At 66.1% G+C, this 25,597-nt stretch carries 27 protein-coding genes; 17 read left to right on the forward strand and 10 right to left on the reverse strand.

All coding sequences use genetic code 11. The features are described from left to right. Positions 1–11 precede the first annotated feature (11 nt). The 3 genes from LK535_RS08150 to recQ form a co-directional block, all read right to left on the reverse strand. Positions 12–407 (reverse strand): hypothetical protein, encoded by a 396-nt coding sequence (locus tag LK535_RS08150; RefSeq protein ID WP_227771398.1) that lies wholly within the window; start codon positions 405–407, stop codon positions 12–14. After that, a complete protein-coding gene (locus tag LK535_RS08155; protein ID WP_227771399.1) occupies positions 404–838 on the reverse strand; it encodes a TIGR01244 family sulfur transferase in 435 nt (144 codons plus the stop codon). Before LK535_RS08155 ends, LK535_RS08150 begins: the two co-directional genes overlap by 4 nt. A 107-nt stretch (positions 839–945) precedes the next feature. After that, a complete protein-coding gene (gene recQ, locus LK535_RS08160) occupies positions 946–2,712 on the reverse strand; it encodes a DNA helicase RecQ (protein ID WP_227771400.1) in 1,767 nt (588 codons plus the stop codon). A gap of 86 nt (positions 2,713–2,798) precedes the next feature. Here recQ and LK535_RS08165 point away from each other — a divergent pair, with 86 nt between their 5' ends. After that, on the forward strand, positions 2,799–3,071 hold the full coding sequence (locus LK535_RS08165) for a GNAT family N-acetyltransferase (RefSeq protein WP_227771401.1): 273 nt from the start codon (positions 2,799–2,801) through the stop codon (positions 3,069–3,071). Positions 3,072–3,193: 122 nt separating this feature from the next. Here LK535_RS08165 and LK535_RS08170 read toward each other — a convergent pair whose 3' ends face one another. Continuing rightward, the gene (locus LK535_RS08170) at positions 3,194–5,017 is read right to left on the reverse strand and encodes an ABCB family ABC transporter ATP-binding protein/permease (protein ID WP_227771402.1); all 1,824 of its coding nucleotides are present in this window, start codon (positions 5,015–5,017) and stop codon (positions 3,194–3,196) included. A gap of 119 nt (positions 5,018–5,136) precedes the next feature. Here LK535_RS08170 and LK535_RS08175 point away from each other — a divergent pair, with 119 nt between their 5' ends. Further along, entirely contained in the window at positions 5,137–5,367 is a 231-nt protein-coding gene (locus tag LK535_RS08175) for a hypothetical protein (RefSeq protein WP_227771403.1), read from the forward strand. A 362-nt stretch (positions 5,368–5,729) separates the two neighbouring features. On the opposite strand, the gene clpA is transcribed toward LK535_RS08175, so the two are convergent. Both clpA and LK535_RS08185 read right to left on the reverse strand, forming a co-directional pair. Then, positions 5,730–8,048: an ATP-dependent Clp protease ATP-binding subunit ClpA gene (gene clpA / locus LK535_RS08180; protein ID WP_227771404.1), complete on the reverse strand. Its 2,319-nt coding sequence runs from the start codon at positions 8,046–8,048 to the stop codon at positions 5,730–5,732. A gap of 161 nt (positions 8,049–8,209) precedes the next feature. Then, positions 8,210–8,407, reverse strand: coding sequence for a DUF1192 domain-containing protein (locus tag LK535_RS08185; RefSeq protein ID WP_227771405.1), 198 nt, complete (start codon positions 8,405–8,407; stop codon positions 8,210–8,212). An 84-nt stretch (positions 8,408–8,491) separates the two neighbouring features. Between LK535_RS08185 and LK535_RS08190 the strand changes: the two genes are divergently transcribed. Further along, the gene (locus LK535_RS08190) at positions 8,492–9,493 is read left to right on the forward strand and encodes an NAD(P)H-quinone oxidoreductase (RefSeq protein WP_227771406.1); all 1,002 of its coding nucleotides are present in this window, start codon (positions 8,492–8,494) and stop codon (positions 9,491–9,493) included. 16 nt (positions 9,494–9,509) lie between these two features. On the opposite strand, the gene LK535_RS08195 is transcribed toward LK535_RS08190, so the two are convergent. Together LK535_RS08195 and LK535_RS08200 are read right to left on the reverse strand one after the other, a co-directional pair. Continuing rightward, positions 9,510–11,018: an ABC transporter permease/substrate-binding protein gene (locus tag LK535_RS08195; RefSeq protein WP_227771407.1), complete on the reverse strand. Its 1,509-nt coding sequence runs from the start codon at positions 11,016–11,018 to the stop codon at positions 9,510–9,512. Beyond that, entirely contained in the window at positions 11,015–11,785 is a 771-nt protein-coding gene (locus LK535_RS08200) for an ATP-binding cassette domain-containing protein (RefSeq protein WP_227771408.1), read from the reverse strand. The genes LK535_RS08195 and LK535_RS08200 overlap by 4 nt, the downstream gene beginning before the upstream one ends. Before the next feature lie 52 nt (positions 11,786–11,837). Here LK535_RS08200 and LK535_RS08205 point away from each other — a divergent pair, with 52 nt between their 5' ends. Continuing rightward, entirely contained in the window at positions 11,838–12,617 is a 780-nt protein-coding gene (locus tag LK535_RS08205) for an SDR family oxidoreductase (protein ID WP_227771409.1), read from the forward strand. A 57-nt stretch (positions 12,618–12,674) separates the two neighbouring features. Here the strand turns inward: LK535_RS08205 and LK535_RS08210 are convergent, their stop codons facing one another. Beyond that, positions 12,675–14,006, reverse strand: coding sequence for a NupC/NupG family nucleoside CNT transporter (locus tag LK535_RS08210; RefSeq protein ID WP_227771410.1), 1,332 nt, complete (start codon positions 14,004–14,006; stop codon positions 12,675–12,677). 202 nt (positions 14,007–14,208) lie between these two features. Here LK535_RS08210 and LK535_RS08215 point away from each other — a divergent pair, with 202 nt between their 5' ends. From LK535_RS08215 to LK535_RS08255, 9 genes are all read left to right on the forward strand, one after another. Further along, positions 14,209–14,847, forward strand: coding sequence for a queuosine precursor transporter (locus tag LK535_RS08215; RefSeq protein WP_227771411.1), 639 nt, complete (start codon positions 14,209–14,211; stop codon positions 14,845–14,847). Positions 14,848–14,943: 96 nt separating this feature from the next. Next, complete coding sequence (argB, locus tag LK535_RS08220; protein WP_227771412.1) at positions 14,944–15,846, forward strand: acetylglutamate kinase; 903 nt, start codon at positions 14,944–14,946, stop codon at positions 15,844–15,846. 67 nt (positions 15,847–15,913) lie between these two features. Then, positions 15,914–16,213, forward strand: coding sequence for a YggT family protein (locus LK535_RS08225; RefSeq protein ID WP_227771575.1), 300 nt, complete (start codon positions 15,914–15,916; stop codon positions 16,211–16,213). 26 nt (positions 16,214–16,239) lie between these two features. Beyond that, positions 16,240–16,512, forward strand: coding sequence for a DUF167 domain-containing protein (locus LK535_RS08230; protein ID WP_227771576.1), 273 nt, complete (start codon positions 16,240–16,242; stop codon positions 16,510–16,512). Then, positions 16,509–17,378 (forward strand): bifunctional methylenetetrahydrofolate dehydrogenase/methenyltetrahydrofolate cyclohydrolase FolD, encoded by an 870-nt coding sequence (folD, locus tag LK535_RS08235; RefSeq protein ID WP_227771413.1) that lies wholly within the window; start codon positions 16,509–16,511, stop codon positions 17,376–17,378. Before LK535_RS08230 ends, folD begins: the two co-directional genes overlap by 4 nt. Positions 17,379–17,380: 2 nt before the next feature. Beyond that, a complete protein-coding gene (locus LK535_RS08240; RefSeq protein ID WP_227771577.1) occupies positions 17,381–17,977 on the forward strand; it encodes a hypothetical protein in 597 nt (198 codons plus the stop codon). Next, on the forward strand, positions 17,974–18,591 hold the full coding sequence (locus tag LK535_RS08245) for a MarC family protein (protein ID WP_227771414.1): 618 nt from the start codon (positions 17,974–17,976) through the stop codon (positions 18,589–18,591). Before LK535_RS08240 ends, LK535_RS08245 begins: the two co-directional genes overlap by 4 nt. A gap of 109 nt (positions 18,592–18,700) precedes the next feature. After that, positions 18,701–20,644, forward strand: a complete 1,944-nt coding sequence (gene acs, locus LK535_RS08250; RefSeq protein WP_227771415.1) for an acetate--CoA ligase — start codon at positions 18,701–18,703, stop codon at positions 20,642–20,644. Between the two features lie 252 nt (positions 20,645–20,896). Continuing rightward, positions 20,897–21,121, forward strand: coding sequence for a hypothetical protein (locus LK535_RS08255; RefSeq protein ID WP_227771416.1), 225 nt, complete (start codon positions 20,897–20,899; stop codon positions 21,119–21,121). 294 nt (positions 21,122–21,415) lie between these two features. Here LK535_RS08255 and LK535_RS08260 read toward each other — a convergent pair whose 3' ends face one another. Continuing rightward, the gene (locus LK535_RS08260) at positions 21,416–23,149 is read right to left on the reverse strand and encodes a fatty acyl-AMP ligase (protein ID WP_227771417.1); all 1,734 of its coding nucleotides are present in this window, start codon (positions 23,147–23,149) and stop codon (positions 21,416–21,418) included. 134 nt (positions 23,150–23,283) lie between these two features. Between LK535_RS08260 and LK535_RS08265 the strand changes: the two genes are divergently transcribed. The 4 genes from LK535_RS08265 (at position 23,284) to LK535_RS08280 (ending at position 25,540) form a co-directional block, all read left to right on the forward strand. After that, a complete protein-coding gene (locus LK535_RS08265) occupies positions 23,284–23,808 on the forward strand; it encodes a regulatory protein RecX (protein WP_227771418.1) in 525 nt (174 codons plus the stop codon). A gap of 68 nt (positions 23,809–23,876) precedes the next feature. Then, complete coding sequence (locus LK535_RS08270; protein WP_227771419.1) at positions 23,877–24,440, forward strand: cold-shock protein; 564 nt, start codon at positions 23,877–23,879, stop codon at positions 24,438–24,440. A gap of 1 nt (position 24,441) precedes the next feature. Beyond that, entirely contained in the window at positions 24,442–24,927 is a 486-nt protein-coding gene (locus LK535_RS08275) for a DUF192 domain-containing protein (protein WP_227771420.1), read from the forward strand. 220 nt (positions 24,928–25,147) lie between these two features. Further along, the gene (locus tag LK535_RS08280) at positions 25,148–25,540 is read left to right on the forward strand and encodes an NADH:ubiquinone oxidoreductase subunit NDUFA12 (RefSeq protein WP_227771421.1); all 393 of its coding nucleotides are present in this window, start codon (positions 25,148–25,150) and stop codon (positions 25,538–25,540) included. Positions 25,541–25,597 lie beyond the last annotated feature (57 nt).

The following is a 25,597-nucleotide window of genomic DNA, read 5'->3' on the forward strand; positions in this document are numbered from 1 at the left end:
TGCCGCGCGGATCAGCCGCGCGTCAGCTGCGGCGCGAGGCGGCGCACGTCCAGATTGTCGACATCGGCGACCAGCACCGTGCCGAGCCGCCAGTCGCCGGTCGCGACCAGCAATCCGTCCCGCGTGGCACGCACATCGCCCCAGACGATCTCGCGCGCCGCGGCTCCCGCGCGGCGGACCTTGACCACCGCAACCCGCACGCCCTCTCCGAACACCAGCGCCGCCTGGCCATCCGCCCCCACCGCTGCCGAAAGCGCAACAAAGCCGGCGATTGCCTGATCGGCAGCCCGCATCGCTTCCTCCGGCGTGTTCAGGCGGGTGCCTCCGCTGCGCCGAACCAGCCAAAAGGCCGCGGCACCCAATGCGATCACCGTGGCGAGCGCTGCGCCCGCCAGGATCCAGATCATTTGGGAGGCGCCACCGCATCCATCAGCGGGCGAAGACCCGTGATGTCATAGCCCGCGCCGCGTGCCTGGCTGGTCAGTTCGTCCGGCTCTGCGCCAAGGCCAGCCTGCGACAGCGCCCACAGGTTGCAGGAGCGCGTGCCCGACCGGCAATAGGCCAGCACCGGCCCGCGGGCCGCGCCCAATGCGTCGATCATCGCCGTCACCTGCGGCATGGAAAAGCCGGCATGGGTGATCGGGATGGCGGTATACGCCAGACCGTGATCTTCCGCTGCCGCGCGCACGGCGTCGCCGCTCGGCTGACCATCTTCCTCGCCGTCGGGCCGATTGTTGACAATGGCGACAAAGCCCGCCGCCTTGATCGCTGGAATGTCCTCCGGGTCGATCTGTGGGGCGACGGAGATGCGGTCATCAATGCGGCGAATGTCGAGCATGGCCGATCTCTAGCGCAGGTTCGTGCCGCCGAGAACGGGTTCTGCGAAGCTTTTATGCGTGATGCCTGGGACCGCTTGGGCGACCGCTTGGGCAACCGCGCGATCGCCTAATGATCGCGGATCACGCGCAGGAACGCCTCGCCATAAGCGTCCAGCTTGCGCTGCCCGACGCCAGTGAGATGGGCCATGGCGGCAAGCGAGGTGGGGCGCCGGGCCGCCATCTCGCGCAGCACCGAATCGTGGAAGATGACGTAGGGCGGCACGCCGGCCTCCTGCGCCAGTTCCCGCCGGCGGGTACGAAGCGCCTCGAACAGCGCGTCCCCGATCGGGTTCGGCGTTGCATCCCCGCCGCGCCGTCGCCGCTCGCGTTTTGGGGGGACGACCAGCGAAAGCGTGTCCTCGCCCTTGATCAGCGCGCGGGCGGCAGGCCCGAACTCCAGCCCACCATGCGGATTGGTGCGTAGTGCGTCGCGAAGCAGGAGCGCCCGACCGACCGGCTTCAGCAATGCAGCCTCGTCGCCAGCCACGATGTTCCAGACGGATAGCGCCTCATGCCCGTTCATCAGGCTGCGATCGGAGGATTTCCCGGTCAGCACCGTTTCGATGTAGGTGGCACCGAAGCTCTGACCGGTGCGGAATACCGCCGACAGATATTTGCGGGCGGTTTCCGTCGCGTCGATCGCCGCCGGGAGCGACAGGCAATTGTCGCAATTGCCGCAGCTCGCCGGCGGGTGCTCTCCGAAATGCGCGAGCAGGATGCGGCGCCGGCATCCCGCCGTTTCGACCAGCGCGCCAAGGGCGTTGAGGCGTGCGCGCTCGCCCTGCTGGCGCTGCGGATCGAGCTCCGCGATGCGTTGGCGGGCGCGGGCGAAATCCTCTGCGCCCCAGAACAGGTGCGCGACCGAGGGATCGCCATCACGGCCGGCACGCCCGGTTTCCTGATAATAGGCCTCGATCGACTTCGGCAGCCCGGCATGGGCGACGAAGCGCACGTCCGGCTTGTCGATGCCCATGCCAAAGGCGACCGTCGCAACGATGACCATGTCTTCGCTTTCGACGAATTTCGCCTGGTTGCGGCGGCGGACATCGGGATCGAGCCCGGCGTGATAGGCCCTGACCGGCCGCCCGGTGGCGGTGCGCAGTGCCTCGGCCAGCTTCTCGGTGCCGGCGCGGGTTTGCGCATAGACAATGCCCGGCCCGGGCGTGTCGCGGATCAGGTCGGCGATCTGCCGTGTCGTATTGTCGCGCGGCGAGATGGCGTAGCGGATGTTCGGCCGGTCGAAACCAGCGACGATCATTCCATCGGCCCCGATCCCGAGCTGATCGAGAATGTCGGCGCGGGTATGTTCGTCGGCGGTGGCGGTCAGCGCCAGCCGTGGCACCCCATCGTAGCGATCCAGCAGCGGCCGCAGCAGGCGATAGTCGGGGCGGAAATCATGGCCCCATTCACTGACACAATGCGCCTCGTCGATGGCGAACAGCGCCACCCGGCCGCGATCCAGCAAATCGCGGAAATCCGCCGTGGAGGCGCGTTCCGGCGCGACGTACAGGAGATCCAACTCGCCATCGAGGAAGCGGCCGCGTGTTTCCGCGCGATTCTCGTCAACGCTGGTGAGGGTGGCTGCGCGGATGCCCACTGCTTCGGCGGCGCGAAGCTGGTCATGCATGAGCGCGATCAGCGGGGAAACGACGATGCAGGTGCCGTCCAGCATCGTTGCTGGCAGTTGATAGGTGAGCGACTTGCCTGCTCCGGTCGGCATGACAGCGAGCGTCGACTGCCCGGCCAGCACCCGATCCACCACCTGGCGCTGCACACCGCGGAAATCGGGAAAACCAAACAGCTTCTGGAGGACGGGAACGGGATCGGCTGCCATTCCGTTCGGCTCTAGGCCCGGTGGACCGCAGCGGCAACCGGCGCAGGCCCGATGCATCCGGCGGCGGGATCGACTAGGACGGCGTGATGAACAATGTACGAGACAATCGGGCTGAACAGGAATTCGAGCTCGATCTGGACGGCTTCCGTGCCGTCGCCGCTTATCAGCGCGAAGGTGATCGCATCGTCTTCACCCACACCGTCGTCCCGCGTGAGATCGAGGGCAGGGGTGTGGGATCCAAGCTGATCCGGGCGGCGCTGGACAGTGCGCGTGACCAGAAGCTGAAGGTAGTGCCGCAATGCCAGTTCGTGGCGGCGTTCATTCGCAAGCACCCGGAATATCGCGACTTGCTGGGGTAAACGTGCGGCCTTGTGCGCCGGCACCATCGTAATCGCCGGGTGGGCGGAGACCGCTTCGGCCAGTCTTTGCAGCGAGCGCCGCGTTGGCGTTGATGGATAACGGCCTGCGGCGCGATGGCGGATCAGCTGGCGACTTCGCTTTCCGCCTCGCGCTGCTCGCTGGCCTGACGGGCCCATAGCTCCGCATAGGTGCCGCCGGCACGCAGCAGATCGGCGTGCGTGCCTTGCTCAACCACCCGTCCGGCCTCCAGCACGACGATCTTGTCCGCATGGACGATCGTCGACAGGCGATGAGCGATCACGATGGTGGTGCGGCCGCGCTCGATGGCGTGGAGGGTGGCCATGATGTCCGCCTCGGTCCGGCTGTCCAGCGCGGATGTCGCCTCATCAAGGATCAGGATGGGCGGGTTCTTCAGCAGGGTGCGTGCGATGGCGACGCGCTGCTTCTCGCCGCCGGACAGCTTCAGGCCCCGCTCGCCAACCCGCGTGTCATAGCCGTCCGGCTGGGCCTCGATGAAGCCGGCGATCGCCGCACCGCGCGCTGCCGCCCGGATTTCACCCTCGGTCGCGCCTTCGCGGCCATAAGCGATATTGTAGCCGATCGTGTCGTTGAACAGCACCGTATCCTGCGGAACGATGCCGATCGCACGGCGCAACGATGCCTGCGTGACGTGCGCCACGTCCTGCCCGTCGATGGTGATCCGCCCGCCGGTGAGCTCGTAGAAACGGTAAAGCAGACGCGCGAGCGTCGACTTGCCGGCGCCGGATGGGCCGACCACCGCCACCGTGCTGCCGGCGGGAATGTCGAGCGTGATGCCCTTCAGAATGTCGCGATCGGGCTCATAGCCAAAGCGGACATTTTCAAAGCGTAGGTGGCCGGCGCCGACCTCCAGCGATTTGGCGCTCGGCGAGTCCACCACTTCCGATGGCGTATCGACCAGATCGAACATCGAACCCATGTCGATCACCCCCTGGCGGATCGTGCGGTACACCATGCCGAGCAGGTCAAGCGGGCGGAACAGTTGCGACAGCAGCGTCGAGACGAGCACCACGTCGCCAGCCGAGAAGCGGCCCTCGGCCCACCCCCAGACAACGAACCCCATGCCCGCGCCGAGCATCAGGTTGGTGATGGCGGCCTGGCCGATGTTGAGCCAGGCGAGGCTGTTCTCCGACTTCACCGCGGCGCGGGCATAGGCGCCCATCGCGGCATCGTAGCGGCGCGCCTCGCGATCCTCCGCGCCGAAATATTTCACCGTTTCGAAGTTCAGTAGCGAATCCACCGCATGGGCGACCGCCCCGGTATCGAGATCGTTCATCCGTTCGCGCAGCGCCGCCCGCCAGTCCGTCACCTTGCGGGTGAACCAGATGTAGACGACGACCATCACCACCGTGGCGGCGACCAGCGGCCAGCCGAACTTTACCCAGAAGATGCCGAGGACGAGGCTGAGCTCCAGGACCGTCGGGGCGATGTTGAACAGGAGGAAGTAGAGCATCGTATCGATGCTCTTGGTGCCGCGCTCCACCACCTTGGTGACGGCGCCGGTGCGCCGCTCCAGGTGGAAGCGTAGCGACAGGTCATGAAGGTGGCGGAACACCTGGCTGGCCAACCGGCGGGTCGCTTCCTGCCCGACCTTCTCGAACACGGTGTTCCGCAGATTGTCGAACAGGGTCGAACCGAAGCGGGCGGCGGCATAGCCGACCACCAGCAAAATCACGAGCGATGTCGGAGAGCGCGGGATCGTCGCCATTCCGTCGACGGCGCCTTGTAGCGCGAACGGCGCGCCGTACACCTGAACCAGCTTGGAGATGATCACCAGCATCATGGCGCCGACGACGCGCACCTTCATGCCGGGGGCATCAGCAGGCCAGAGATAGGGGAGGAAGCGGCGGAGCGTGGGCCCGAGCGGGCGATCAACGCTGCGCCCGGTCGGATCGGACGGTGGCATTACATCCTATGTCGGGGCGCGGCGCCGTCGGCGCAATGGGCGGGCAGAACGTCAAAAGAGCGTTAACGCCGGAACACCCAGCAAAGCCAATGCGTTGAATAGGCAGAGTGGAGGCGGGAATGCAACCGATTTTCTTCGTGCTGGCGATCATGGGCTGCGGCGACGACCAGCAGATGTGTGCCGAGGCGCGCGTTGAGCCGGTTCGCTACGCCACAGTCCAGCAATGCCAGGCCGCTCTGCCGGCTGCGCTGGCGCGCAACACCGATTTGTCGTTCCCGGTGATCAGTGCCGCCTGCCGCGCCAATGGGCCGCAATGGGTAAGCAAGAGCGAGGGTTCGCCGCGGGGCTGAGTTCTCCGCGCTGAGGTCCCGTAGCGGCGCTGTGGGTGCCGCTGGTCGGCGGGCGCTACAGTTATCTTAGCCGTTATGCCGGGCTTGTTCCGGCGTTCGGCGTTCCCGCAGTCGTTGGGTGCGTGGAGGTCTGGAGGCTGGGACGAGCCGGGCATGACGTCTTGGGCTAAGCTCAGCATCATCCAAACCGCGTCACTCCGGACTTGATCCGGGGTCCATGGCGCCGCGAGCGGTGTCGATCATCATGTCACGCAGCGTACGCGGACGGATGGATCCCGGATCAAGTCCGGGATGACGAAGGGTTCTGGGTCGTGCCTTTCTAACAACAAGGGCGCCGGTCTCGCGACCGACGCCCCTCTTGCTTATTCCGCCTCGACCTTGGCCTTGCCGCCCTTGCGCTTCGGCTTCTTGGGCGCCGCGCCGACGATCTCGAACGTCAGCGCATTGTCCTTCAGCTTCACTACGACCTCGCCGCCATGGACGAGCTTGCCGAACAGCAATTCCTCGGCCAGCGGCTGCTTGATCTTCTCCTGGATCAGGCGGCCCATCGGGCGTGCGCCATAGAGCTTGTCATAGCCCTTGGTGGTGAGCCACTGGCGCGCCTCGTCGTCGAGCTTGATGTGGACGTCGCGGTCCGCCAGCTGGAGCTCCAGCTGAAGGATGAACTTGTCCACCACCCGGGCGACCACTTCGGTCGGCAGGTAGCTGAACGGCACGATCGCATCGAGACGGTTGCGGAATTCCGGCGTGAACAGCCGCTGCACGGCCTGCTCGTCCTCACCCTCGCGGGAAAGATTGCCGAAGCCCAGCGTCTCGCGCGCCATGTCGGACGCGCCCGCATTGGTCGTCATGATCAGGATGACGTTGCGGAAATCCACCGTCTTGCCGTGCTGGTCGGTCAGGCGGCCGTTGTCCATCACCTGCAAGAGGATGTTGAACAGGTCGGGATGCGCCTTCTCGATCTCGTCCAGCAGCAGCACGCAATGCGGGTTCTGGTCGACCGCGTCAGTGAGAAGCCCGCCCTGGTCGAACCCGACATAGCCCGGAGGCGCACCGATCAGCCGGCTGACCGAGTGGCGCTCCATATATTCGGACATGTCGAACCGCTGCAGCGGGATGCCCATGATCGTCGCAAGCTGCTTGGCAACCTCGGTCTTGCCGACGCCGGTGGGGCCGGTGAACAGATAATTGCCGATCGGCTTCTCCGGATCGCGCAGGCCAGCGCGTGACAGCTTGATCGCCGAGGCAAGGTTCTCGATCGCCTTGTTCTGGCCGAAGACGACGCGCTTCAGGTCGGTCTCGAGCGTCTCGAGCACCTTCTTGTCGTCGGTCGACACGCTCTTCGGCGGGATGCGCGCCATCGTCGCGATGACAGCCTCGATCTCCTTGGGCGTGATCGTCTTCTTCCGCTTCGACGGCGCCACCAGCATCTGCATCGCGCCGACCTCGTCGATCACGTCGATCGCCTTGTCCGGCAGCTTGCGGTCGTTGATGTAGCGCGCCGACAGCTCCACCGCCGACTTGATCGCGTCGGGCGTGTACTTGACGTCGTGATGCGTCTCAAACGCCGAGCGCAGGCCGGCGAGGATCTTGATCGTATCCTCGATCGTGGGCTCGTTCACATCGATCTTCTGGAACCGGCGCAGCAGCGCGCGATCCTTTTCGAAGTGGTTGCGGAACTCCTTGTAGGTGGTCGATCCGATGCAGCGGATCGTGCCGCCCGACAGCGCCGGCTTCAGCAGGTTCGACGCGTCCATCGCGCCGCCGCTGGTCGCGCCCGCACCGATCACGGTGTGGATCTCGTCGATGAAGAGCACCGCATGCGGCATCTTCTCGAGCTCGTTGACGACCTGCTTCAGCCGCTCCTCGAAATCGCCGCGATAGCGCGTGCCGGCGAGCAGCGCGCCCATGTCGAGCGAATAGATGACGGCGGGCTTCAGCACGTCGGGCACGTCACCCTCGACGATCTTGCGCGCGAGGCCTTCCGCGATGGCCGTCTTGCCGACGCCCGGATCGCCCACATACAGCGGATTGTTCTTCGACCGGCGGCACAGGATCTGCACCGTGCGGTCCACCTCCGGCCCGCGGCCGATCAGCGGATCGACCTTGCCGTTACGCGCCTTCTCGTTGAGGTCGACGGTGAACTGTTTGAGCGCGCTTTCGCCCTTGCCGGCCTTTTCCGCGGGCTTCTTCTCTTCCTTGTCCTCGGCGCCCTTGGGCGTGGAGGCTTCCGGCGCGGACACGCCCTTGCCGACGCCGTGGCTGATGTAGCTGACGGCATCGAGGCGGCTCATGTCCTGCTGCTGCAGGAAATAGACGGCATAGCTTTCGCGTTCGGAGAACAACGCCACCAGCACGTTCGCGCCGGTCACTTCGTCGCGGCCGGAGGACTGGACGTGCAGGATCGCGCGCTGGACGACGCGCTGGAAGCCGCTGGTGGGGGAGGGGTCGGTCTGCTGATCGACCTTCAGTGCGCCAAGCTCGGTATCGAGATAATGCGCGACCGTGGTCTTGAGTTCGCCGAGATCGACGCCGCACGCCGTCATCACCTGGCTGGCATGCTCGTCATCAACGAGCGCGAACAGCAGGTGTTCAAGCGTGGCATATTCGTGACGCCGCGCGGACGCAGCCTCGAGCGCCTTGTGCAGCGTGGTCTCGAGAGCGCTGGCAAAGGATGGCATTCAGGATACTCCAACCGGGCCGTGGAGCGACGTCTGGGGGGCAGGCGTCCGGCCCTTTGTTACAATGTCGTGATTGGGATGGCCGGCATCAAGCGGCAGGCCGAAATGCATCGGGGCCCCGCACCGGCATTTGGCGTCACGCCTGCCCGGTGCGTCCCTGGTCATCGCTTGAACAAGGCGTCCGCACTGGCGCGGTGGTTGACCGCCTGTTCTATCTTCTTGCGACTGCGGGCAATTTCGCCCTCCAGCGCGGTGATTCGCGCCTCCAGCTCAGTCACGGAGAGGCGATCGAGATCCTCGCGCACCAGCGCGTTCAGGGGATCGTCGGGCCGGGACCCAAGGATATCATCCAGATCCATGACGCGTATCGTTGACCGCTGCGGGTGCGAAGTCAATAAGGCGCGCCCATGCATTTACGGATGCCTGGCTTTGGGGGAGCGGCAATGAACGACATTCCGGCGATGATGCAGGCGATCGATCCCGAGGTGCATGGCGGCCCCGAGGTGCTGACCCTGGTGGACCGCCCGGTGCCGACGCTTCAACCGGGCGAGGTGTTGATCCGAGTCGCTGCCGCCGGCGTGAACCGGCCCGACGTGATGCAGCGCAAGGGCGCCTATCCGCCGCCGCCGGGAGCGCCGACCATCTATGGCCTGGAGGTGTCGGGCGAGGTGGTTGCAATGGCGCCGGACGTCGCATCGCTGATGATCGGCCAGCCGGTCTGCGCCCTCGTCGCAGGCGGCGGCTATGCCGAATATGTCGCGGCGCCCGCCGGCCAGTGCCTGCCCGTCCCTGAGCTGATGTCCATGGTGGAAGCGGCCGCGATGCCGGAAACATTGTTCACCGTGTGGACCAACCTGTTCGAGCGCGCTTACGCCAATGAAGGCGACACCGTGCTGGTTCATGGCGGCACTAGCGGGATCGGCACCATGGCCATTGCGCTTTGCAACATCTTCGGGGTGAAGATCATCGTCACCGCGGGTTCGGATGAGAAGGTCGCCGCGGCCAAGTCTCTCGGCGCCGATCACGCGATCAACTACAAGACCGAAGACTTTGTGGAGCGGGTGAAGGACATCACCGGCGGCACGGGCGTGGCCGCGGTGCTCGACATGGTGGGCGGGGACTATATCCCGCGCAATCTCAAGTGTCTGGCGGAAGATGGCCGGCACGTGTCCATCGCGGTTCAGGGCGGCGCCAGGGCCACGATCCCGATCTTCGAAGTGATGATGCGCCGCCTGACGCTGACCGGCTCCACGCTGCGCGCGCGCGACACCGCGTTCAAGGCGATGGTGGCGGACGAACTGGCCCGCACCGTGTGGCCGCATGCCGAGGCGGGCCGTCTGAAGCCGGTGATCGACAAGGTGTTTCCGCTGGCGGAAGCGCCCGAAGCGCATCGGCGCATGGAAGCGGGCGATCACGTCGGCAAGATCGTCCTGACGATGGGCTGAGGAAGGCAAACGCCCTTTAGCGGCCGATCCTCTGTGACAGCCACTTGGCGGCGGCTTCCGGCGTTGCCTTGTTGCTGTCCCGATCGACCATGTAATTGGCCTCGCGCATCGTTTCGACGCTGATCGCGCCGATCAGCGGGCGCAATGCCGAGGCGAAGCGCTGGTCCCGGGCGCGCTTCGGCGCGAGCAGCACGATCGCATCATATCCGGGGATCGCGCGCTTTGGATCCTTGAGCACGGTCAGGCGATCGGCGGCGATCCGGCCATCCGAGGAAAAGGCGCTGATGACGTCCGCCCGCCCGCTGGCCAGCGCGCGATACATGAAGGTCGGGCTGTACGGCGTCGCACTGGCGAACTGTAGGCCGTACGCCGCTTGCACCGCGCGCCATTCGGGTCGCTCCAGAAACTCAAGGTCCGAACCGAGCCGCAGTTGCGACGACTGGCCGGCAAGATCGGCAAGGCTGGTGATGCCCAGCCGCTGCGCCTGCGCGCCGCGCATGGCAAAGGCGTAAGCATTCTCGAAGCCCAATGGTCCGAGCAGCGTCACGCCATGGGTTTGCCTCGCCCATTGCGCGATGGCGCGCACTTGCGCGTCGCGGGGCGGAACGTCGGCTCGCTTCATCTGCCCGGTCCAGATCGTGCCGGCGTAATCGACATAGATGTCGACAGCGCCGCTTGCGACGGCGCCGAACGCGACTGCTGAGCCCAGCCCGTCCCGGTACTCGACTTCATAGCCTGCTGCACGGAGCCGATCGCCGATCAGCCGCGCGAGGATGAACTGTTCGGAGAAGTTCTTCGCGCCCACTACCACGCGCGGCGCGGTGCTGCGCCACAAGGGGCTCGTCGCAGCGAGCGTCGCCCCGACCAGCAGGGCAAGAGCCGCGGTGGCCAGCCAGCGACGGCGACGCGCAAGGCCATATTCAGCCAGCCCAAGCAGCGCATCCACGGCAAGCGCAAGGCCCGCGGCGGCGATGCAGCCGGCCAGCACCAGCTGCCATGCCTGGGTCTGCAACCCGGCAAAGATGAGGTCGCCAAGGCTCGGCTGCCCCACCGTCGTCGAAAGCGTGGCGGCACCGATCGTCCAGACCGCCGCGGTCCGGATACCTGCGGTCAGCACCGGCAGTACCAGCGGCGCCTCGACGATCCGGAGCTTTTGCCACCGGGTCATGCCGATGCCATCGGCTGCCTCGATCACCGCGGGGTCGAGCCCTTGCAGGCCGGTCACCGTGTTTCTGAGGATCGGGAGCAGCGCGTACAGCGTGAGCGCCAGCAGCGACGGCAGAAAGCCGAGCGCCGGCAATCCGCCGATCCACAGCAGCACGGGATAGAACAGCGCCAGAAGGGCGAGGCTGGGGATGGTCTGCACCACGCTGGCTGCGCCAAGCGCCAGCCGGGCCGCAACCGGCCGTCCCGCCGACCAGAAGCCGAGCGGGACCGCAATCACGATGCCGAGCGCGAGGGCGGCCATCGCCAGCATCAGATGCTGTGCCGCGAGGGCGGGAATGCGATCCCACGCTCCGCTCATCGCGAGAGTGTGGCCAATTGCTGCGCCTGTCTGCGTGGGACCGCCACGAGCGCCTGCGCCGCCTCTCCCCCGGCACCGGCCAGGAGGGCCGCTGGCGTTTCATCCGCGACGATCCGTCCCTCGCGCATCACCAATATGCGGTCGGCGAAGAGCAGTGCCTCGGTCATGTCATGCGTGACCATCACGGTGGTCAGACGAAGACGCTGGTGCAGCGCCCGTACCGCTTCGCCGAGCGACGCGCGGGTTACTGGATCCAGCGCACCGAACGGCTCGTCCATCAGCATCAGCCGCGGTCCCCCCGCCAGCGCGCGCGCCACACCCACGCGCTGGCGCTGGCCACCCGATAGCTCGCTCGGGAGGCGGGAGAGCACGTTAAGCGGCAGCTCAACGAGATCGAGCAGTTCGTTCACCCGGCTGCCAGCGCGCTGGCCGGACAGGCGCAAGGGAAGCGCGATATTCTCCGCCACGCTGAGGTGCGGGAACAGGCCGACATTCTGGAAGACATAGCCGATGCTGCGGCGAAGCGCAGGCGGGGAGGCGCGGCTCACATCTTCGCCGTTGATCGTCACATGCCCGGTAGTCGGCTCCACCAGCCGATTGATCGTCTTGAGCAGGGTCGATTTGCCGGAGCCGGAGGTGCCGACCAATGCCACGAAACTGCCCGGTTCGATTGACAAGGACACGCCATCGACGGCTGGAGCGCCGGCGCCAAACCGTTTGGTCACGTCGTGGAAGCCGACGGCGGGGCCAAGCGATTCCACTGGCATCGGCCGGGAGGATGCGGGATGCCGCGCTCCAGGTCAAACAGAGGAGCGGGGGATGAAAGCAATCCTTATCACGGGCGGCGGCTCGGGCATTGGTCGTGCCGTGGCGCAGCTGTTTTCAGACCGCGGCTGGCGAGTGGGTCTCGCCGATCGCGACGAAGCGGGGCTCGCCGCCACGGCCGCCATGCTGCCGGCCGAGCGGACGACGCGGCACTTCATGGACGTGCGCTCGCCCGAAGACTGGGAAGAAGTGCTCGCCGAATTCACGAACGTCAGCGGCGGGCAGCTGGACGTGCTGTTCAACAATGCGGGCGTGGCAGTGGGCGGCCCGTTCGGCGCGGCCTCGTTGGAGGACATCGACCGCGCACTGGACGTGAACATCAAGGGGGTCGTGTACGGCGCCCGGCTTGCCTATCCGTATCTCGCGGCGACGCCGGGATCGTGTCTGCTCAACACGGCGTCGGCCGCCGGCATCTATGGCACGGCGGGCGCAGCGGTTTACTCTGCTACCAAGTTCGCCGTGCGCGGGCTGACCGAAGCACTGGACGGTGAGTGGGCGGCCGAGGGCATCCGCGTGCGCAGCCTGATGCCCGGCTTCATCGACACGCCGCTGCTCAGTGCCTCGGTGGGCGGATCAAACCGAAGCGTGCGCGAAACGGTGGTGGAAGCGGGGCTGGAGTTCACGCCAGTCGAGATGGTGGCCGAGGCCGCCTGGGCGGCGGTCCATGGCGATCGCGTCCATACTTTGGTCGGCAAGACCGCACGGCGGCTGGCGTTCGCATCGCGGTGGATGCCGGGCAGGCTGCGCAAGCGGATGCGGCTCGCCCGCGGTTGATGCCGCGGCGGGAGGGTGCGGGCGCCGCTGGAAGGAGCCGGCACCCACTCTCGGGCGTCAGACGATCAGCAGCCCCGCCAACGCGGCCGACATCAGGTTTGCCAGGCTGCCAGCAAGGAGCGCGCGAATGCCAAGTTTCGCGATCATCGGCCGCTGGTTGGGTGCGAGATTGCCGGTAACGGCCATCTGGATCGCGATGGAGGAGAAATTCGCAAAGCCGCACAGGGCGAAAGTCACAATCGCCACGGTCCGCGGCGAGAGGTCCGCAGCCTGCTTGCCAAGATCGATATAGGCCACGAATTCGTTCAGCACGATCTTCTGCCCGAACATGCCGCCGGCGCGCAGCGCCTCGTCCCACGGCACGTTGATGAGGAACATGATCGGCGCAAAGACATAGCCGAGCAGCATCTGGAAGCTGAGATCCGGGTGGCCGAACATACCGCCAATGCCGCCAAGGATGCCGTTGGCCAGCGCCACTAGCGCTACGAAGGCCAGCACCATCGCGCCGACCGCAACCGCCAGCCGAACGCCGGTCTGTGCGCCCTGGGCCGCGGCCATGATGAGATTGGCCGGCTTTTCCTCGTCGTGGGTCGCTTCCGGCATCGGCTCGCCGGCCGGCTCCTCCGCTGGAAGGGCGGCGGGGTGGGCGTTCATGCGCGCTTCGGAGACGCGGATTTCGATGTCGGGATCAGGCAGATCCCCCAGCGGCAGCTCGCCCTCCGGCGGCATGCTGCGATCCGGCATGATGATCTTCGCCATCAGAATGCCGCCCGGCGCGGCCATGAAGCTGGCGGCCAGGAGGTAATCGATGCGGATCCCCATGGAAGCATAGGCCGCCAGGATCGTTCCCGCCACGCCGGCCATGCCGCTGGTCATCACGGTGAACAGCTGCGACGGCGTGAGCCCGGCAAGATAGGGCCGAATGACCAGAGGCGATTCCGACTGGCCGACAAACACGTTGGCCGCCGCGCACAGGCTTTCGACCTTGGATACGCCGATCACCTTCTCGATCGCGCCGCCCAGCCAGCGCACGATCAACTGCATGACGCCCAGATAGTAGAGGATCGAGACCAGGCTGGCGAAGAAGATGATCACCGGCAGCGCGGCGATGGCGAAGCTGTTGCCGCCGATTTCCGGAGATGCCAGCGGCCCGAACAGGAAGTCCACGCCCGCCTTCGCATAGCCAAGCAGGTTCGAGACGCCTGCGGACATAGTGGAAAGCACGCGCTTCCCCCAGTCCACGTAGAGCACCAGCACGGCAATACCGACCTGAAGCGCGAACGCACTCGCCACGACACGCAGTCGGATTGCCCGCCGGTCGGTGGAGAGTGCGACGGCAAGACCAAGAATGACCAGAATACCGGCAATGCCGATGAGAAGACGGCTCAAGTGCGGACAACCCCCGTTCGCGGGCGGAGCTCGCCAAGCCCTGCCGTATTTTTTCGCGCCGCATCATAGAGAAAGGGGCAGTGCTTCGACAAGCACTGCCGTCGAATTCCGCGCCGCCTTTACCATTTACCGGCGCTTTTCCTCGCGGATGGCATGACAGAAATACTTCCGTAAGGCCCGTTCCGGGTGCTACCGGCTGTAGATGGAATCGCCCGCCCAAGCGCCGATCGCGCGCTCGCTCTTCGCCTTTTCGATCTTCTATGGCGGCATGGTGTGCATCGCCGGGGTACTCGGCAACAAGCAGGTTGCCCTTGGCCCGCTCGCCGTCGAGGCAGGCATCTTCTCGTTCCTGCTGCTGGTCGCCACATCGAGCGCGATCGCGGAGCTGCATGGCCGCCAGGTCGCGAACCGGCTGGTGCAGATCGGCTTCATCCCTCTCCTGGTATCGTTGCTGCTGACCCTTGTGGTGCTGGCGGTACCAGCCGCGCCGGAAATGGAAGCGGAGCGGCTCAACGCCTTTGAGCTGATGATGACGGGGACGCCGCGCATCTGGCTGGGCGGGATCGTCGCTTATGGCACGTCGCAGACGCTCAACGTCACCATCTTCGCGTCGTTGAAGGGGAGTGAGGGCGGTCGCTTGCTCTGGCTGCGTGCCGGCGTCGCCAGCGTGCTGTCGCAGATCGTCGACACCTTGCTGTTCGTCACCATCGCCTTTTACGGCGTGTTCCCGATCGGCGAATTGCTGGTCGGTCAGATGATCGCCAAGGTCGTCCTGTCGATCGTCCTCGTGCCGCCGCTGATCTACGGCTTCGTGGCGCTGGGGCGCCGCCTCGATCGCTGAGCACCACGGGCCGCAGCGCCGCCCCGGTTGGCAACTGCCGGACAACAGCGCAGCGGCCGGGTTCCGTACCGGTTTCGATATGATAAGGGCGCTGCCATGACCGACAACACCCCTTCGCCCGGGCTTCTCGCCAAGGCCGAGACGCTCGTCGAGGCACTGCCCTATCTTCAGCGGTACGCCGGCGCGACCTTTGTCGTGAAATACGGCGGTCATGCGATGGGCGATCCCGAGGCACAGCGCGATTTCGCCGAAGATGTCGTGCTGCTGAAGGCGGTGGGCATCAACCCGGTGGTGGTTCACGGCGGCGGTCCGCAGATCGGGTCGATGCTGAAGCGGCTTGGCGTTGAATCGCGCTTCGTCGACGGCCTACGCGTGACGGACGCCGAAACCGCGCACATCGCGGAAATGGTCCTGGCAGGCTCGATCAACAAGGAAATCGTATCCTGGATCGGACGCGCAGGCGGCCGGGCAGTTGGCATCTCCGGTAAGGATGCCGGGCTGGTGCAGGCCGAGAAGGTCGGCCGGAGCGAACCTGATCAGCACCAGGGCATCGAGCGCAAGGTCGACCTGGGCTTCGTCGGTGAGCCGGTCGCCGTCGATCGCCGCATCATCGATACGCTCAGCGGCGACGGCATCATTCCCGTGATCGCGCCGATCGGCATCGGCGCGGATGGGCATACCTATAACATCAACGCCGACACCATGGCCGGCGCGATTGCGGCGGCGCTGGGGGCCAAGCGGCTGTTCCTGCTGACCGACGTTGCCGGCGTGCTGGACAAGCAGGGTGAGCTGATGACGGACCTGACGCCGCAGGACGTTGCCGGGCTGCGCGCGGACGGCACCATTTCCGGCGGCATGATCCCGAAGCTGGAAACCTGCGTCGCGGCGGTCGAATCGGGCGTCGATGCCGCCGTCGTGCTCGATGGCCGCGTTCCCCACGGGATGCTGCTGGAAGTGTTTACCCGGCGTGGTGCAGGCACGTTGATCCGCAAGGCTTGATCGATCCCGCCGTCATGCCCAACTGTGCTAATGAACTGATACACCCGAACGGAGATTGCCCTTGTTGATGCTTACCATCGTCCAGATCCTTCAGGTCCTGCTGAACGTGGTCTGGTGGGTCATCGTCATCCAGTTCGTGTTGTCGCTGCTGGTGGCGTTCAACGTCGTCAACATGCAGTCCAATTTCGTGCGCTCGCTCTATCAGGGGCTCGATCGCCTGACAGAGCCGATGTACCGACCGATCCGCCGGATCCTGCCGCAGACCGGCGGCATCGATTTCGCACCGGCCGTGGTCCTGATCGCCATCGCGGTCCTCACCATCATCCTGAACAATGTGCAGGCCAGCGTCATGATGGGCGCTATCTGAGCGCCTGGCGCGCCGCCGCGGACGGCATTTCGGTCAGCGTACGCCTGACCCCACGCGGCGGCCGCGACCTGTTGGAAGCCGGGACGGATTCGTATTTCGCGGCGCGGGTCAGCGCGCCGCCGGTGGACGGCGCCGCCAATGCGGCGCTGGTTGCGCTTGTCGCGAAGACCTTTGGCGTGTCGCGCGGCTCCGTGCGCATCGTTGGGGGCGAGACCGCGCGGCTCAAGCGATTGTTCGTCGCGGGTGAGTCCGCTGCGCTGGCGCGCATCGCCGCGAGCCTCTATGGCCAGCCAGCATGACGGCACGGAACATCGACGGAAAAGCATTTGCCGCTGGCCTGCGCGCGCGGGTCGCGGAGGGCGCGGCTGAAGTAATCGCGAAGGCGGGGCGCAAGCCCGGCCTGGCCGTGGTACTGGTGGGCGAGGATCCCGCGTCCGCCGTCTATGTCCGTTCCAAGGGCAAGGCGACCGTCGCCGCCGGCATGGAAAGCTTCGAGCATCGCCTGCCCGCCGACGCCACTCAGGAGACACTGGAGGCGCTGGTCGATCAGCTGAATGCCGATCCCGCCGTCGACGGCATTCTGGTCCAGCTGCCGCTGCCCCGGCACCTCGACGAGAGCGCGATCATCACCCGCATCGATCCGGACAAGGATGTCGACGGGTTCCATCCGGTGAACGCCGGACGCCTCGCGACCGGGCTGCCCGGCTTCGTGCCGTGTACGCCACTCGGCTGCCTGATGCTCCTGCGCGACGTGCACGATAACCTGGGCGGGCTGGATGCCGTGGTGATCGGCCGCTCCAACATCGTCGGCAAGCCGATGGCGCAGCTGCTGATCGGCGATAGTTGCACCGTGACGGTGGCACATTCGCGCACCCGCGATCTGCCCGAGGTGGTCAAGCGCGCCGACATCGTGGTGGCCGCGGTAGGTCGCGCCGCCATGGTGAAGCCCGACTGGATCAAGTTGGGCGCGACGCTGATCGACGTTGGCATCAATCGCACCGACGCGGGGCTCGTCGGCGATATCGACCCGGCCTGTGCCGAGGTTGCCGGCGCGATGACGCCGGTGCCGGGCGGCGTGGGACCGATGACCATCGCGGTTCTGTTGCGCAACACCCTGGTCTCCGCCGCGCGGCGCGAGGGTGTCACCTTGTCGCAGGATATTTGACCGTGTTGCTCGCGCTGTTGCTGGCAAGCGCCGCACCGCAAACCGCCGTGGAGGCGGAGCGGGCCTTCGCCGCGGATGCGCAGAAGCTGGGTCAGTGGACCGCTTTTCGCAAATGGGCGGCAAAGGACGCGATCTTCCTGCCGCCGCAGCCGGTCGCGACGGCGCTGAAGGATGTGCCGGATCCGCCGGCGTCGGTGGACTGGTGGCCAACGGCGAGCTTCGTCTCGTGCGACGGCGCCACGGCGGCGAACACTGGTGGCGCGTTATGGCCGGGCAATCGAGCGAGCTACTTCTCCACCATCTGGCGGCGGCAGCCTGATGGCACCTGGCGCTGGCTGCTCGACCAGGGAGCGGACCTGAAGGAACCGCGCGCAAGGGTTTCGAACCCAGTCGTACGCCGCGCCTCGTGCAAGGGAACGCCCACCAATAATGAAGAGTCTCAGGACGGCGGCGGTGCCTCGGCTGACGCAACATTGCGCTGGCATTGGCAGGTTGCGCCCGATCGGGGCCATCGCTTCACCGTTCAACTCTGGACCGGTGCCGCGTACGAAACGGTGATCGATGACCGCGTGCCCGCGCCGAGGCCGCCGCGCTCATGATCGAACTGTATATCTCCGCGCTCATCACGTTTTTCGTGGTGATCGATCCGCCGGGCTGCGCGCCCATCTATGCCGGGCTGACGAACCGGGCCAGCACCGTGCAACGCCGCACCATGGCGATCCGCGCTGTCGGAGTGGCGGCCGCCATTCTGCTTGTTTTCGCGCTGTTCGGGGAAAAGCTCCTCAAGGGGCTGGGCATCGAACTGGCGTCGTTCCGGATCGCCGGGGGCGTCATGCTGTTCCTCATCGCGCTGGAAATGGTGTTCGAGAAGCGCACGCAGCGGCGCGAGGATCGCGCGGCCAATATCACCCCGGAAGAGGCCGAGGACGTCTCGATCTTCCCCATGGCGATGCCGATGATCGCCGGCCCTGGCTCGATCGCCAGCGTCATGCTGCTGATGGCGCGCAACGACGGGCTGGAGCGATCGCTGGTGGTTCTCGCCGCGCTTGGCACGATCCTGCTGCTGACGCTCGCCGCGCTGCTCGCCGCCGGACCGCTGATGCGCCTGCTCGGTCACAAGATCGAGGCGGTGATTACCCGGTTGCTCGGCGTGTTGCTCGCGGCGCTCGCGGTGCAGTTCGTCATCGACGGCATCCTGGAGCAGATTCGCTGATCTGATCCGCCCGGTGTCCCGCGCGAGCGGTGATGTCGGGCGATTTCATGCCCAAGACAGTTGCCAAGCCTCCTTTTCCGCGGCCATCAGGCGGAAAAGGAGAAGATGCATGGCCGAGCAGCTGCTTTACCCAGTGCCCCATGATTGGGCCGCCGAGGCAAAGGTCGATGGGACCGCCTATGAGGCGATGTACGCAGCGGCAGCGGCCGATCCCGACGCCTTCTGGCTGGAGCAAGCCAAGCGGCTGGAGTGGATCAAGGCGCCCACCGTCGCTGGCGAATGGTCGTTTGACGAAGCGGATTTCGGCATCAGCTGGTTCAAGGATGGTGAGCTTAACGTCGCCGCCAATTGTCTCGACCGGCATCTTGCCACGCGCGGGGATCAGGTGGCGATCATCTGGGAACCGGACGAGCCCGGCGAAGAGCCGCGGCGCTACACCTATGCGCAGCTTCATGAAGAGGTCTGCCGCTTTGCCAATGTCCTGAAGGCGCAGGGCGTCCGGAAGGGTGATCGGGTGACGGTGTACCTGCCGATGATCCCGGAGGCTGCCTTTGCGCTGCTGGCGTGCGCGCGGATCGGCGCGATTCACTCGGTGGTGTTCGGCGGCTTCTCGCCTGACGCGCTAGCCGGACGCATCCAGGATTGCGATTCACGCGTGGTTATCACCGCCGATTGCGGGCGGCGTGGTGGCAAGCGGGTGCCGCTGAAGGCCAATGTCGATGCTGCGGCTCCGCGCTCGCCCAGCCTGGAGAAGGTGATCGTCATCAAGGCCACCGGCGAAGACGTGCCGATGCATAAGCGTGACGTCTGGTATCACGAAGCGGCCGCGGGTGTTTCAACGGAGTGCGCGCCTGAGCCGATGAAGGCGGAGGACCCGCTGTTCATCCTCTACACGTCGGGCTCTACCGGCAAGCCGAAGGGCGTGCTGCACACCACCGGCGGCTATTTGCTGTGGGCGAGCTTCACCCACGATCTGGTGTTCGACTATCGTCCCGGGGACGTCTTCTGGTGCGCAGCCGACATCGGTTGGGTCACCGGGCATACCTATGTGATCTATGGTCCGCTGGCGAATGGCGCCACGACGCTGATGTATGAGGGACTGCCGAACTGGCCGGATGCCAGTCGCATCTGGCAAGTGGTAGATCGTCATCAGGTGCACACCGTCTTCACCGCGCCTACTGCGCTGCGCGCGCTGATGAAGGAAGGCGATGCGCCAGTTCAGGCGACCAGCCGCAAGAGCCTGCGGCTGCTCGGCACGGTCGGCGAGCCGATCAATCCCGAGGCGTGGCGCTGGTATCATGAGGTGGTGGGCGAAGGGCGCTCCCCAATCGTTGACACTTGGTGGCAGACGGAAACCGGCGGCGCGCTGATCGCCCCCTTGCCGGGTGCGACCGACCTGAAGCCGGGGTCCGCCACCAAGCCGCTGCCCGGCGTGCATCCCCAGCTGGTGGACGAAACCGGCCAAGTGCTGGAAGGCGCGGTCAGTGGAAACCTGTGCATCACGGCGAGCTGGCCAGGACAGATGCGCACCGTCTGGGGCGATCACCACCGGTTCTTCCAGACCTATTTCACTACCTATCCCGGCAAGTATTTCACCGGCGACGGCTGCCGTCGGGACGAGGATGGCTATTACTGGATCACCGGCCGTGTGGACGATGTCATCAACGTCAGCGGCCACCGCATGGGCACGGCGGAGGTGGAGAGTGCGCTGGTGCTCCACCCGCGTGTAGCGGAAGCCGCCGTGGTCGGCATGCCCCACGACCTGAAGGGGCAGGGCATCTATGCCTATGTCACTCTCAACGCGGGCGAATCCGGGTCCGAGACGTTGAACGCTGAGCTGAAGCAGTGGGTGCGCAAGGAGATTGGCCCGATCGCCACTCCGGACGTGATCCAGTTCGCCCCGGGCCTGCCCAAGACCCGTTCTGGCAAGATCATGCGCCGGATCCTGCGTAAGATCGCGGAAGGCGATGTCGGGAGTCTCGGCGACACGTCGACACTTGCCGACCCTGCCGTGGTGGATGATCTGGTAGCCAATCGCGCGACGATCGGCTGACCGGCGGCGCACTTGCTGCCTACGCGGCGCTGCGATCTCAGTCGCGGCGCCGGCGCCAGAAATCTCGATGATGCGCGCCTACGCCGCGGCTGCCGGGGAGCCGTTCACGGCTCCTCTCCCGAATCCAACGCTTCGCCGGTGATTCATCTCAGAGCGGTCGCGGGAGGGTGCGAATCGCTTGACGTCCGTCAAGAGTCACTGTCCATCTACCCCATAATATCCACCATGCCGTAAGCCCTTGGGGGGGTCGCATTGGGTCAGCAAGACGATGGCGCTTGGCTTACCGCTGAGCTGCTCGAACGCATCCTCGGGTCGGCGCGGGCCGCCGGGCCGCACCTGATGATTTCGCGCGGAGATTGTCCAAAAACGCTTGAAGTGCTGACTCGGCAGGGCTGGGTGCAGGAGAAGCGGGGACATATCGTGCTGACGGCGAAGGCTCGTGCTCGTCGCCGCACGGTTGATGCGCAAGCGGCCTGAGCGCTGCCGGTCAAGCGCCGCCTCGGCCATTGCGCTCCCAAGACCGCGGGCTCGTCCTCGCGGTTTTGAGAGTCACCCCTGGCGCATGACCAAAACTTGGACCGCCCCCGCTTTGATGTGAGCGCGGGGGGCTGGCGACCGTCGTTCAGTGAGGCAGCTGAGCGCGGCGGATCGTACCGTCGCCGGAGGTGGCAGCACCGCCCAGTTCATGAGCGTATCCAGGACGATCGCGGTCGTCGATCACCGTTGCCGCGGTGATCCCGCCATCACCCGGACACGGTGCCGAGGCGCGCCTCAGGCGGCGACTGCGTAAGGCTTGATCTCGCCCGACAGATACAGGTTGCGGGCCTTGGCGCGGCTCAGCTTCCCCGAGCTGGTGCGCGGCAGCGTCCGCGGCGGGATCAACTCGATCACGCAGTTCATGCCGGTGACGGCGCGCACCCGGTCGCGGATCTCGTTGCGCAGCCGGCTGCGCTCCTCATCATCGGAGGTGCGGCATTGCACCAGCACTGCCGGCGTTTCCTCGCCGCCCGGCGTGGTGATTGCGAAAGCGGCAATGTCACCCTGCTTGAACCCGGGAAGCTGCTCCACGGCCCATTCAATGTCTTGCGGCCAATGGTTGCGGCCGTTGACGATGATCATGTCCTTGGCGCGGCCAACGATGTAAATGTAGCCGTCAGAAAGATAGCCCATGTCGCCGGTGTCCAGCCATCCGCCCTTCATGCAGGCGTCGGTCGCCTCCGGATCGCGGAAATAGCCGACCATCACGGATGGGCCGCTGCACCATACCTTGCCGATCGCCCGCTCCGGGAGCGGCGTGCCGTCTTCCTCGCGGATCTCGACGGCCATGTCCTTCACCGGCTTTCCGCAATTCACGATGGCGCGATAACGTTGCGGGCGGTCCTGCCCGACCGGCACGCCGGAAAGCTGGGTTTCCTCGACCAGCTCGACGCGAATACCTTCGCCCGGCGGCATGATCGATACCGCCAGCGTCGCTTCCGCGAGGCCGTAGGAAGGGAGGAACGCGCTGGCCTGGAAACCGGCATCGGCGAAGGCATCGACAAAGCCCTGCATCACGTCCGGACGGATCATGTCCGCGCCATTACCCGCGAGGCGCCAGCGCGACAGGTCGAATCGGTCGGCGGCCTTTGTCTGGCTCGACATGCGGCGCGCGCAAATGTCGTAGCCGAAGGTCGGCGAATAGCTGATCGACGTGCCAGGATTGCGGCTGATGAGATCCAGCCACGCGAGCGGACGGCGCGCGAAATCCTCGGTCTTGAGGTAATCGACCGAGACCTGGTTCGCGACCGGCGACAAGAAGCAGCCGACCAGCCCCATGTCATGATACCAGGGGAGCCACGAGATGCAGCGGTCGCTCTCGATCAGCTGCATGCCGTGCGCGTGCGCCGCCAGATTGTTCAGCAGGGCATGGTGAGTGATCGCAACGCCATGCGGGAAGCGGGTCGAGCCGCTGGAATATTGCAGATAGGCAATGTCCTCGCCGGACGCCTGGGGAAGCTCGGCCGCGTCCGCAGGGCGCGCCAGCAAGTCTGCCCAGTCGACCCCCTTGGTGCCCGTGGCAGCAGCAGCGGCGCCGGCCATCTCGGATAGTTCGGGCGGGTAGATCAGCATCACGGGATCGCAGCTCGTCAGCTGCACGCGAAGCTGATCGATATAGGATTCCTTGCCGCCGAAGGAGGTCGGCAGTGGCAGCGGCACAGGCCACGCCCCGGCATAAACGGTGCCGAAGAACAGCGCGGCGAACTCGGCGCTGGTTTCCGCGACCAGCGCGACACGATCGCCCGGCGCAATGCCCGCGGCGATCAGCCGATAAGCCGCCGCCTTCGCGTCCGCCTGCAATTCACGAAATGGATAGGGGCGCACCAGCGCGCCGCGCGCATCATGGAAGTTCAGGCCGCGCTCACCCTGCGCCGCAAAGTCCAGCGCTTCGCCAAGCGTCGCAAAGTCGGCGAATCGGCGCGGCTGTGAATCGCTGCTCGGGGTAGGGGTCAGGGTCGCGCTCGTCATGTTTGCTTTGCTCAAAATCTCGCTCGTGGTGCCTCGAGGGCGCCGGCACATATCAGGACGGCCACCAGCCGGGCCGGCCATCTGATAGAACGCCACGTTCAAATTCCGATGGCAGTGTGGCAACAACAAGGCGGATGACCAACAGCCGACGCCCACCCCCTCCGCTGGACGCCGCCAAACTGGAGGCGTTGGCGCTGCGTTACGTGGAGCGGTTCGCCACCACGCGCGGCAAGTTGGCGAGCTATCTCGCGCGGAAGGTGCGGGAACGTGGCTGGAGCGGCGCCGCCGTCGACCCGTCAATGCTGGCGGAGCGAATGGCTGAGCTTGGCTATATCAACGATGGCCTGTTTGCCGAGGCGCGGGCGCGCTCCCTCACGCGGCGGGGCTATGGCGTCCGGCGTGTGTCGCAGGCGCTGCGAGCGGCGCATGTGGAGGAAGAGGATGCCGCGCCGGCGCTGGAGCAGAGCGCCGACGAGGCCTTGTTGAGCGCGCTCGCGCTGGCCCGCCGGCGTCGTTTCGGCCCCTACGCGCAAGCGCCGGCAGACGAGCGCACCCGTGAGCGGCAGATGGCCACCATGTTGCGCGCCGGTCATTCGTTCGCCGTGGCACGGCGCATCGTTTCGGCCGCGCCCGGAGACGTTCCGGAACCGGATCAATGATATCGCTTTCCGTTCTGTGATGTTGTGCGGCGCGACAACCATGCTAGCGTCTTCCTCCGGGGGAATGGATGAACATGCGCAGCGATCCGCCTGAGGACGGTGAAGTAACTGGCGCCGTGACGAGCGAAGAAGAAGGCGTGCACGTTGCCGGCACGCTGAAGTGGTTCGACGTGACGCGGGGCTTCGGCTTTCTGGTGCCAGACGAGGCACGGATCGGTGATGTGCTGATCCACTTTTCCGTGCTTCAGCCGCTCGGCCGTCGCAGCCTGCCGGAGGGCACACGCGTCGATGCCATGGCGGTGCGCCGCGAGCGGGGGTATCAGGCCCGGGAGATCCTGGCGATCGACACCTCGACAGCGGTGGAACAGGCACCCCGGCCAGTCAGCCGGGTCGATCCCGTTACCCTCATCGATGAAGCCGGCGATTGGGAGCCGGTGTCCGTCAAATGGTTCAATCGCCTGAAAGGCTACGGATTCCTGGTGCGGGATGACGTGCCCGGCGATATCTTCGTTCACATGGAAACGCTGCGTCGCGGCGATATTGCGGATGTCCTGCCGGAGCAGCGGCTCCGTGCGCGGGTCGTCGATGGGCGTAAGGGGCCGATGGCTGTCAGCGTCGTACGGGAGAGTTAGAATGAAATTTCACGGCATCGCGGCTCTGGCGCTGCTGATCGGCGCGTCGGCCTGCACCGGGCGGGATGCCGCCGCGACGGCCGGCAACGAGGCGGCAAAGGCACCGCTCACCGAATTGACGATCGCCAGCACCAACGGGCGGCATGTCTTCCGCGTCGAGGTGGCGGACACGGTGGAAAAGCAGCAGCGCGGCCTGATGTATCGCACCGACATACCGAAGGACGGCGGCATGTTGTTTGCGCCCTATCCCCCGGAGGGCGGGGGCCCGCGCGAGGCAAGCTTCTGGATGAAGAACACGCCTTCTCCGCTCGACATCATCTTCATCCGTGCCGATGGCACCATCGCGCGCATCGCCGAGAATACCGTGCCTTTCTCCGAGGCGCAGGTGCCATCGGGCGAGCCGGTGGGCGCCGTGCTTGAACTGAACGGTGGCCGGTCGGCAGAGCTCGGCATCGCCGAAGGCGACAAGGTCACCTGGAAGAAGTGATCGCTGGCGTCGCGGCGCTGCCCAGAGGTGCAGGCAGGCGGGCGCGATGGACCGTGTTGTGGCGTGTTGCTCGGTCACGGGTCCTTCAAGCTTGCCTCCGCTTTGTTGGCCGTTGATCAAGCCGCTCCATCGTTGCGCGGGTGAAGGTCCGACAGGTTCACCCGTGCGCGTGTCACATGCCATTGAAGCCTTGCGCGCCAGACGCTAAGCGCCGGGCGACATGGGCATCAACCTAAACCCCTTCACCTGGTGGAATGGCGCCACCATCGGCACCTGGTTCGGCCTGCGCGGCAAGACGCGCATCGGCGAGGACGCGCTCGGCAACGTCTATTATGAAGGCGGGCAGGATACGGCGGGCAATCCGCGCCGCTGGGTGATCTACAACGGGTCGAATGATGCCAGCCGTGTGCCGCCCGAATGGTTCAGCTGGCTGCACCATCATGTGGACTCGGCGCCGGGGAGCGCGCTGCCACCGCCGCGGCCGTGGCAGAAGCCGGCCAAGCCGAACATGACCGGCACGGCGGAGGCATATCGCCCGTCTGGCTCGCTGGAGCGCGGTGGACAGCGCCAGGCAGCCAGCGGTGATTACGAGGCGTGGAGCCCGGACGCGTGAAGCCGGCGGTAGCGGCCGGCGCGCTCGCCGCCGCCGCATTGCTGGGGGTGGGGGCGT

It is taken from the genome of Sphingomonas sp. IC4-52 (assembly GCF_020707225.1).
In the GTDB taxonomy this organism is placed as follows: Bacteria; Pseudomonadota; Alphaproteobacteria; order Sphingomonadales; family Sphingomonadaceae; genus Sphingomonas.

What these genes read in the sequence shown, in the direction of transcription:
- LK535_RS08215 (WP_227771411.1), top strand. Translation starts at nt 14,209, where the DNA reads ATGGAATCGCCCGCCCAAGCGCCGATCGCGCGCTCGCTCTTCGCCTTT.
- argB (WP_227771412.1), top strand. Translation starts at nt 14,944, where the DNA reads ATGACCGACAACACCCCTTCGCCCGGGCTTCTCGCCAAGGCCGAGACG.
- LK535_RS08175 (WP_227771403.1), top strand. Translation starts at nt 5,137, where the DNA reads ATGCAACCGATTTTCTTCGTGCTGGCGATCATGGGCTGCGGCGACGAC.
- folD (WP_227771413.1), top strand. Translation starts at nt 16,509, where the DNA reads ATGACGGCACGGAACATCGACGGAAAAGCATTTGCCGCTGGCCTGCGC.
- LK535_RS08270 (WP_227771419.1), top strand. Translation starts at nt 23,877, where the DNA reads ATGAACATGCGCAGCGATCCGCCTGAGGACGGTGAAGTAACTGGCGCC.
- LK535_RS08205 (WP_227771409.1), top strand. Translation starts at nt 11,838, where the DNA reads ATGAAAGCAATCCTTATCACGGGCGGCGGCTCGGGCATTGGTCGTGCC.
- LK535_RS08225 (WP_227771575.1), top strand. Translation starts at nt 15,914, where the DNA reads ATGCTTACCATCGTCCAGATCCTTCAGGTCCTGCTGAACGTGGTCTGG.
- LK535_RS08170 (WP_227771402.1), bottom strand. Translation starts at nt 5,017, where the DNA reads ATGCCACCGTCCGATCCGACCGGGCGCAGCGTTGATCGCCCGCTCGGG.
- clpA (WP_227771404.1), bottom strand. Translation starts at nt 8,048, where the DNA reads ATGCCATCCTTTGCCAGCGCTCTCGAGACCACGCTGCACAAGGCGCTC.
- LK535_RS08245 (WP_227771414.1), top strand. Translation starts at nt 17,974, where the DNA reads ATGATCGAACTGTATATCTCCGCGCTCATCACGTTTTTCGTGGTGATC.
- LK535_RS08275 (WP_227771420.1), top strand. Translation starts at nt 24,442, where the DNA reads ATGAAATTTCACGGCATCGCGGCTCTGGCGCTGCTGATCGGCGCGTCG.
- LK535_RS08190 (WP_227771406.1), top strand. Translation starts at nt 8,492, where the DNA reads ATGAACGACATTCCGGCGATGATGCAGGCGATCGATCCCGAGGTGCAT.
- LK535_RS08200 (WP_227771408.1), bottom strand. Translation starts at nt 11,785, where the DNA reads ATGCCAGTGGAATCGCTTGGCCCCGCCGTCGGCTTCCACGACGTGACC.
- LK535_RS08195 (WP_227771407.1), bottom strand. Translation starts at nt 11,018, where the DNA reads ATGAGCGGAGCGTGGGATCGCATTCCCGCCCTCGCGGCACAGCATCTG.
- LK535_RS08155 (WP_227771399.1), bottom strand. Translation starts at nt 838, where the DNA reads ATGCTCGACATTCGCCGCATTGATGACCGCATCTCCGTCGCCCCACAG.
- LK535_RS08150 (WP_227771398.1), bottom strand. Translation starts at nt 407, where the DNA reads ATGATCTGGATCCTGGCGGGCGCAGCGCTCGCCACGGTGATCGCATTG.
- LK535_RS08260 (WP_227771417.1), bottom strand. Translation starts at nt 23,149, where the DNA reads ATGACGAGCGCGACCCTGACCCCTACCCCGAGCAGCGATTCACAGCCG.
- recQ (WP_227771400.1), bottom strand. Translation starts at nt 2,712, where the DNA reads ATGGCAGCCGATCCCGTTCCCGTCCTCCAGAAGCTGTTTGGTTTTCCC.
- LK535_RS08280 (WP_227771421.1), top strand. Translation starts at nt 25,148, where the DNA reads ATGGGCATCAACCTAAACCCCTTCACCTGGTGGAATGGCGCCACCATC.
- LK535_RS08185 (WP_227771405.1), bottom strand. Translation starts at nt 8,407, where the DNA reads ATGGATCTGGATGATATCCTTGGGTCCCGGCCCGACGATCCCCTGAAC.
- acs (WP_227771415.1), top strand. Translation starts at nt 18,701, where the DNA reads ATGGCCGAGCAGCTGCTTTACCCAGTGCCCCATGATTGGGCCGCCGAG.
- LK535_RS08265 (WP_227771418.1), top strand. Translation starts at nt 23,284, where the DNA reads ATGACCAACAGCCGACGCCCACCCCCTCCGCTGGACGCCGCCAAACTG.
- LK535_RS08165 (WP_227771401.1), top strand. Translation starts at nt 2,799, where the DNA reads ATGAACAATGTACGAGACAATCGGGCTGAACAGGAATTCGAGCTCGAT.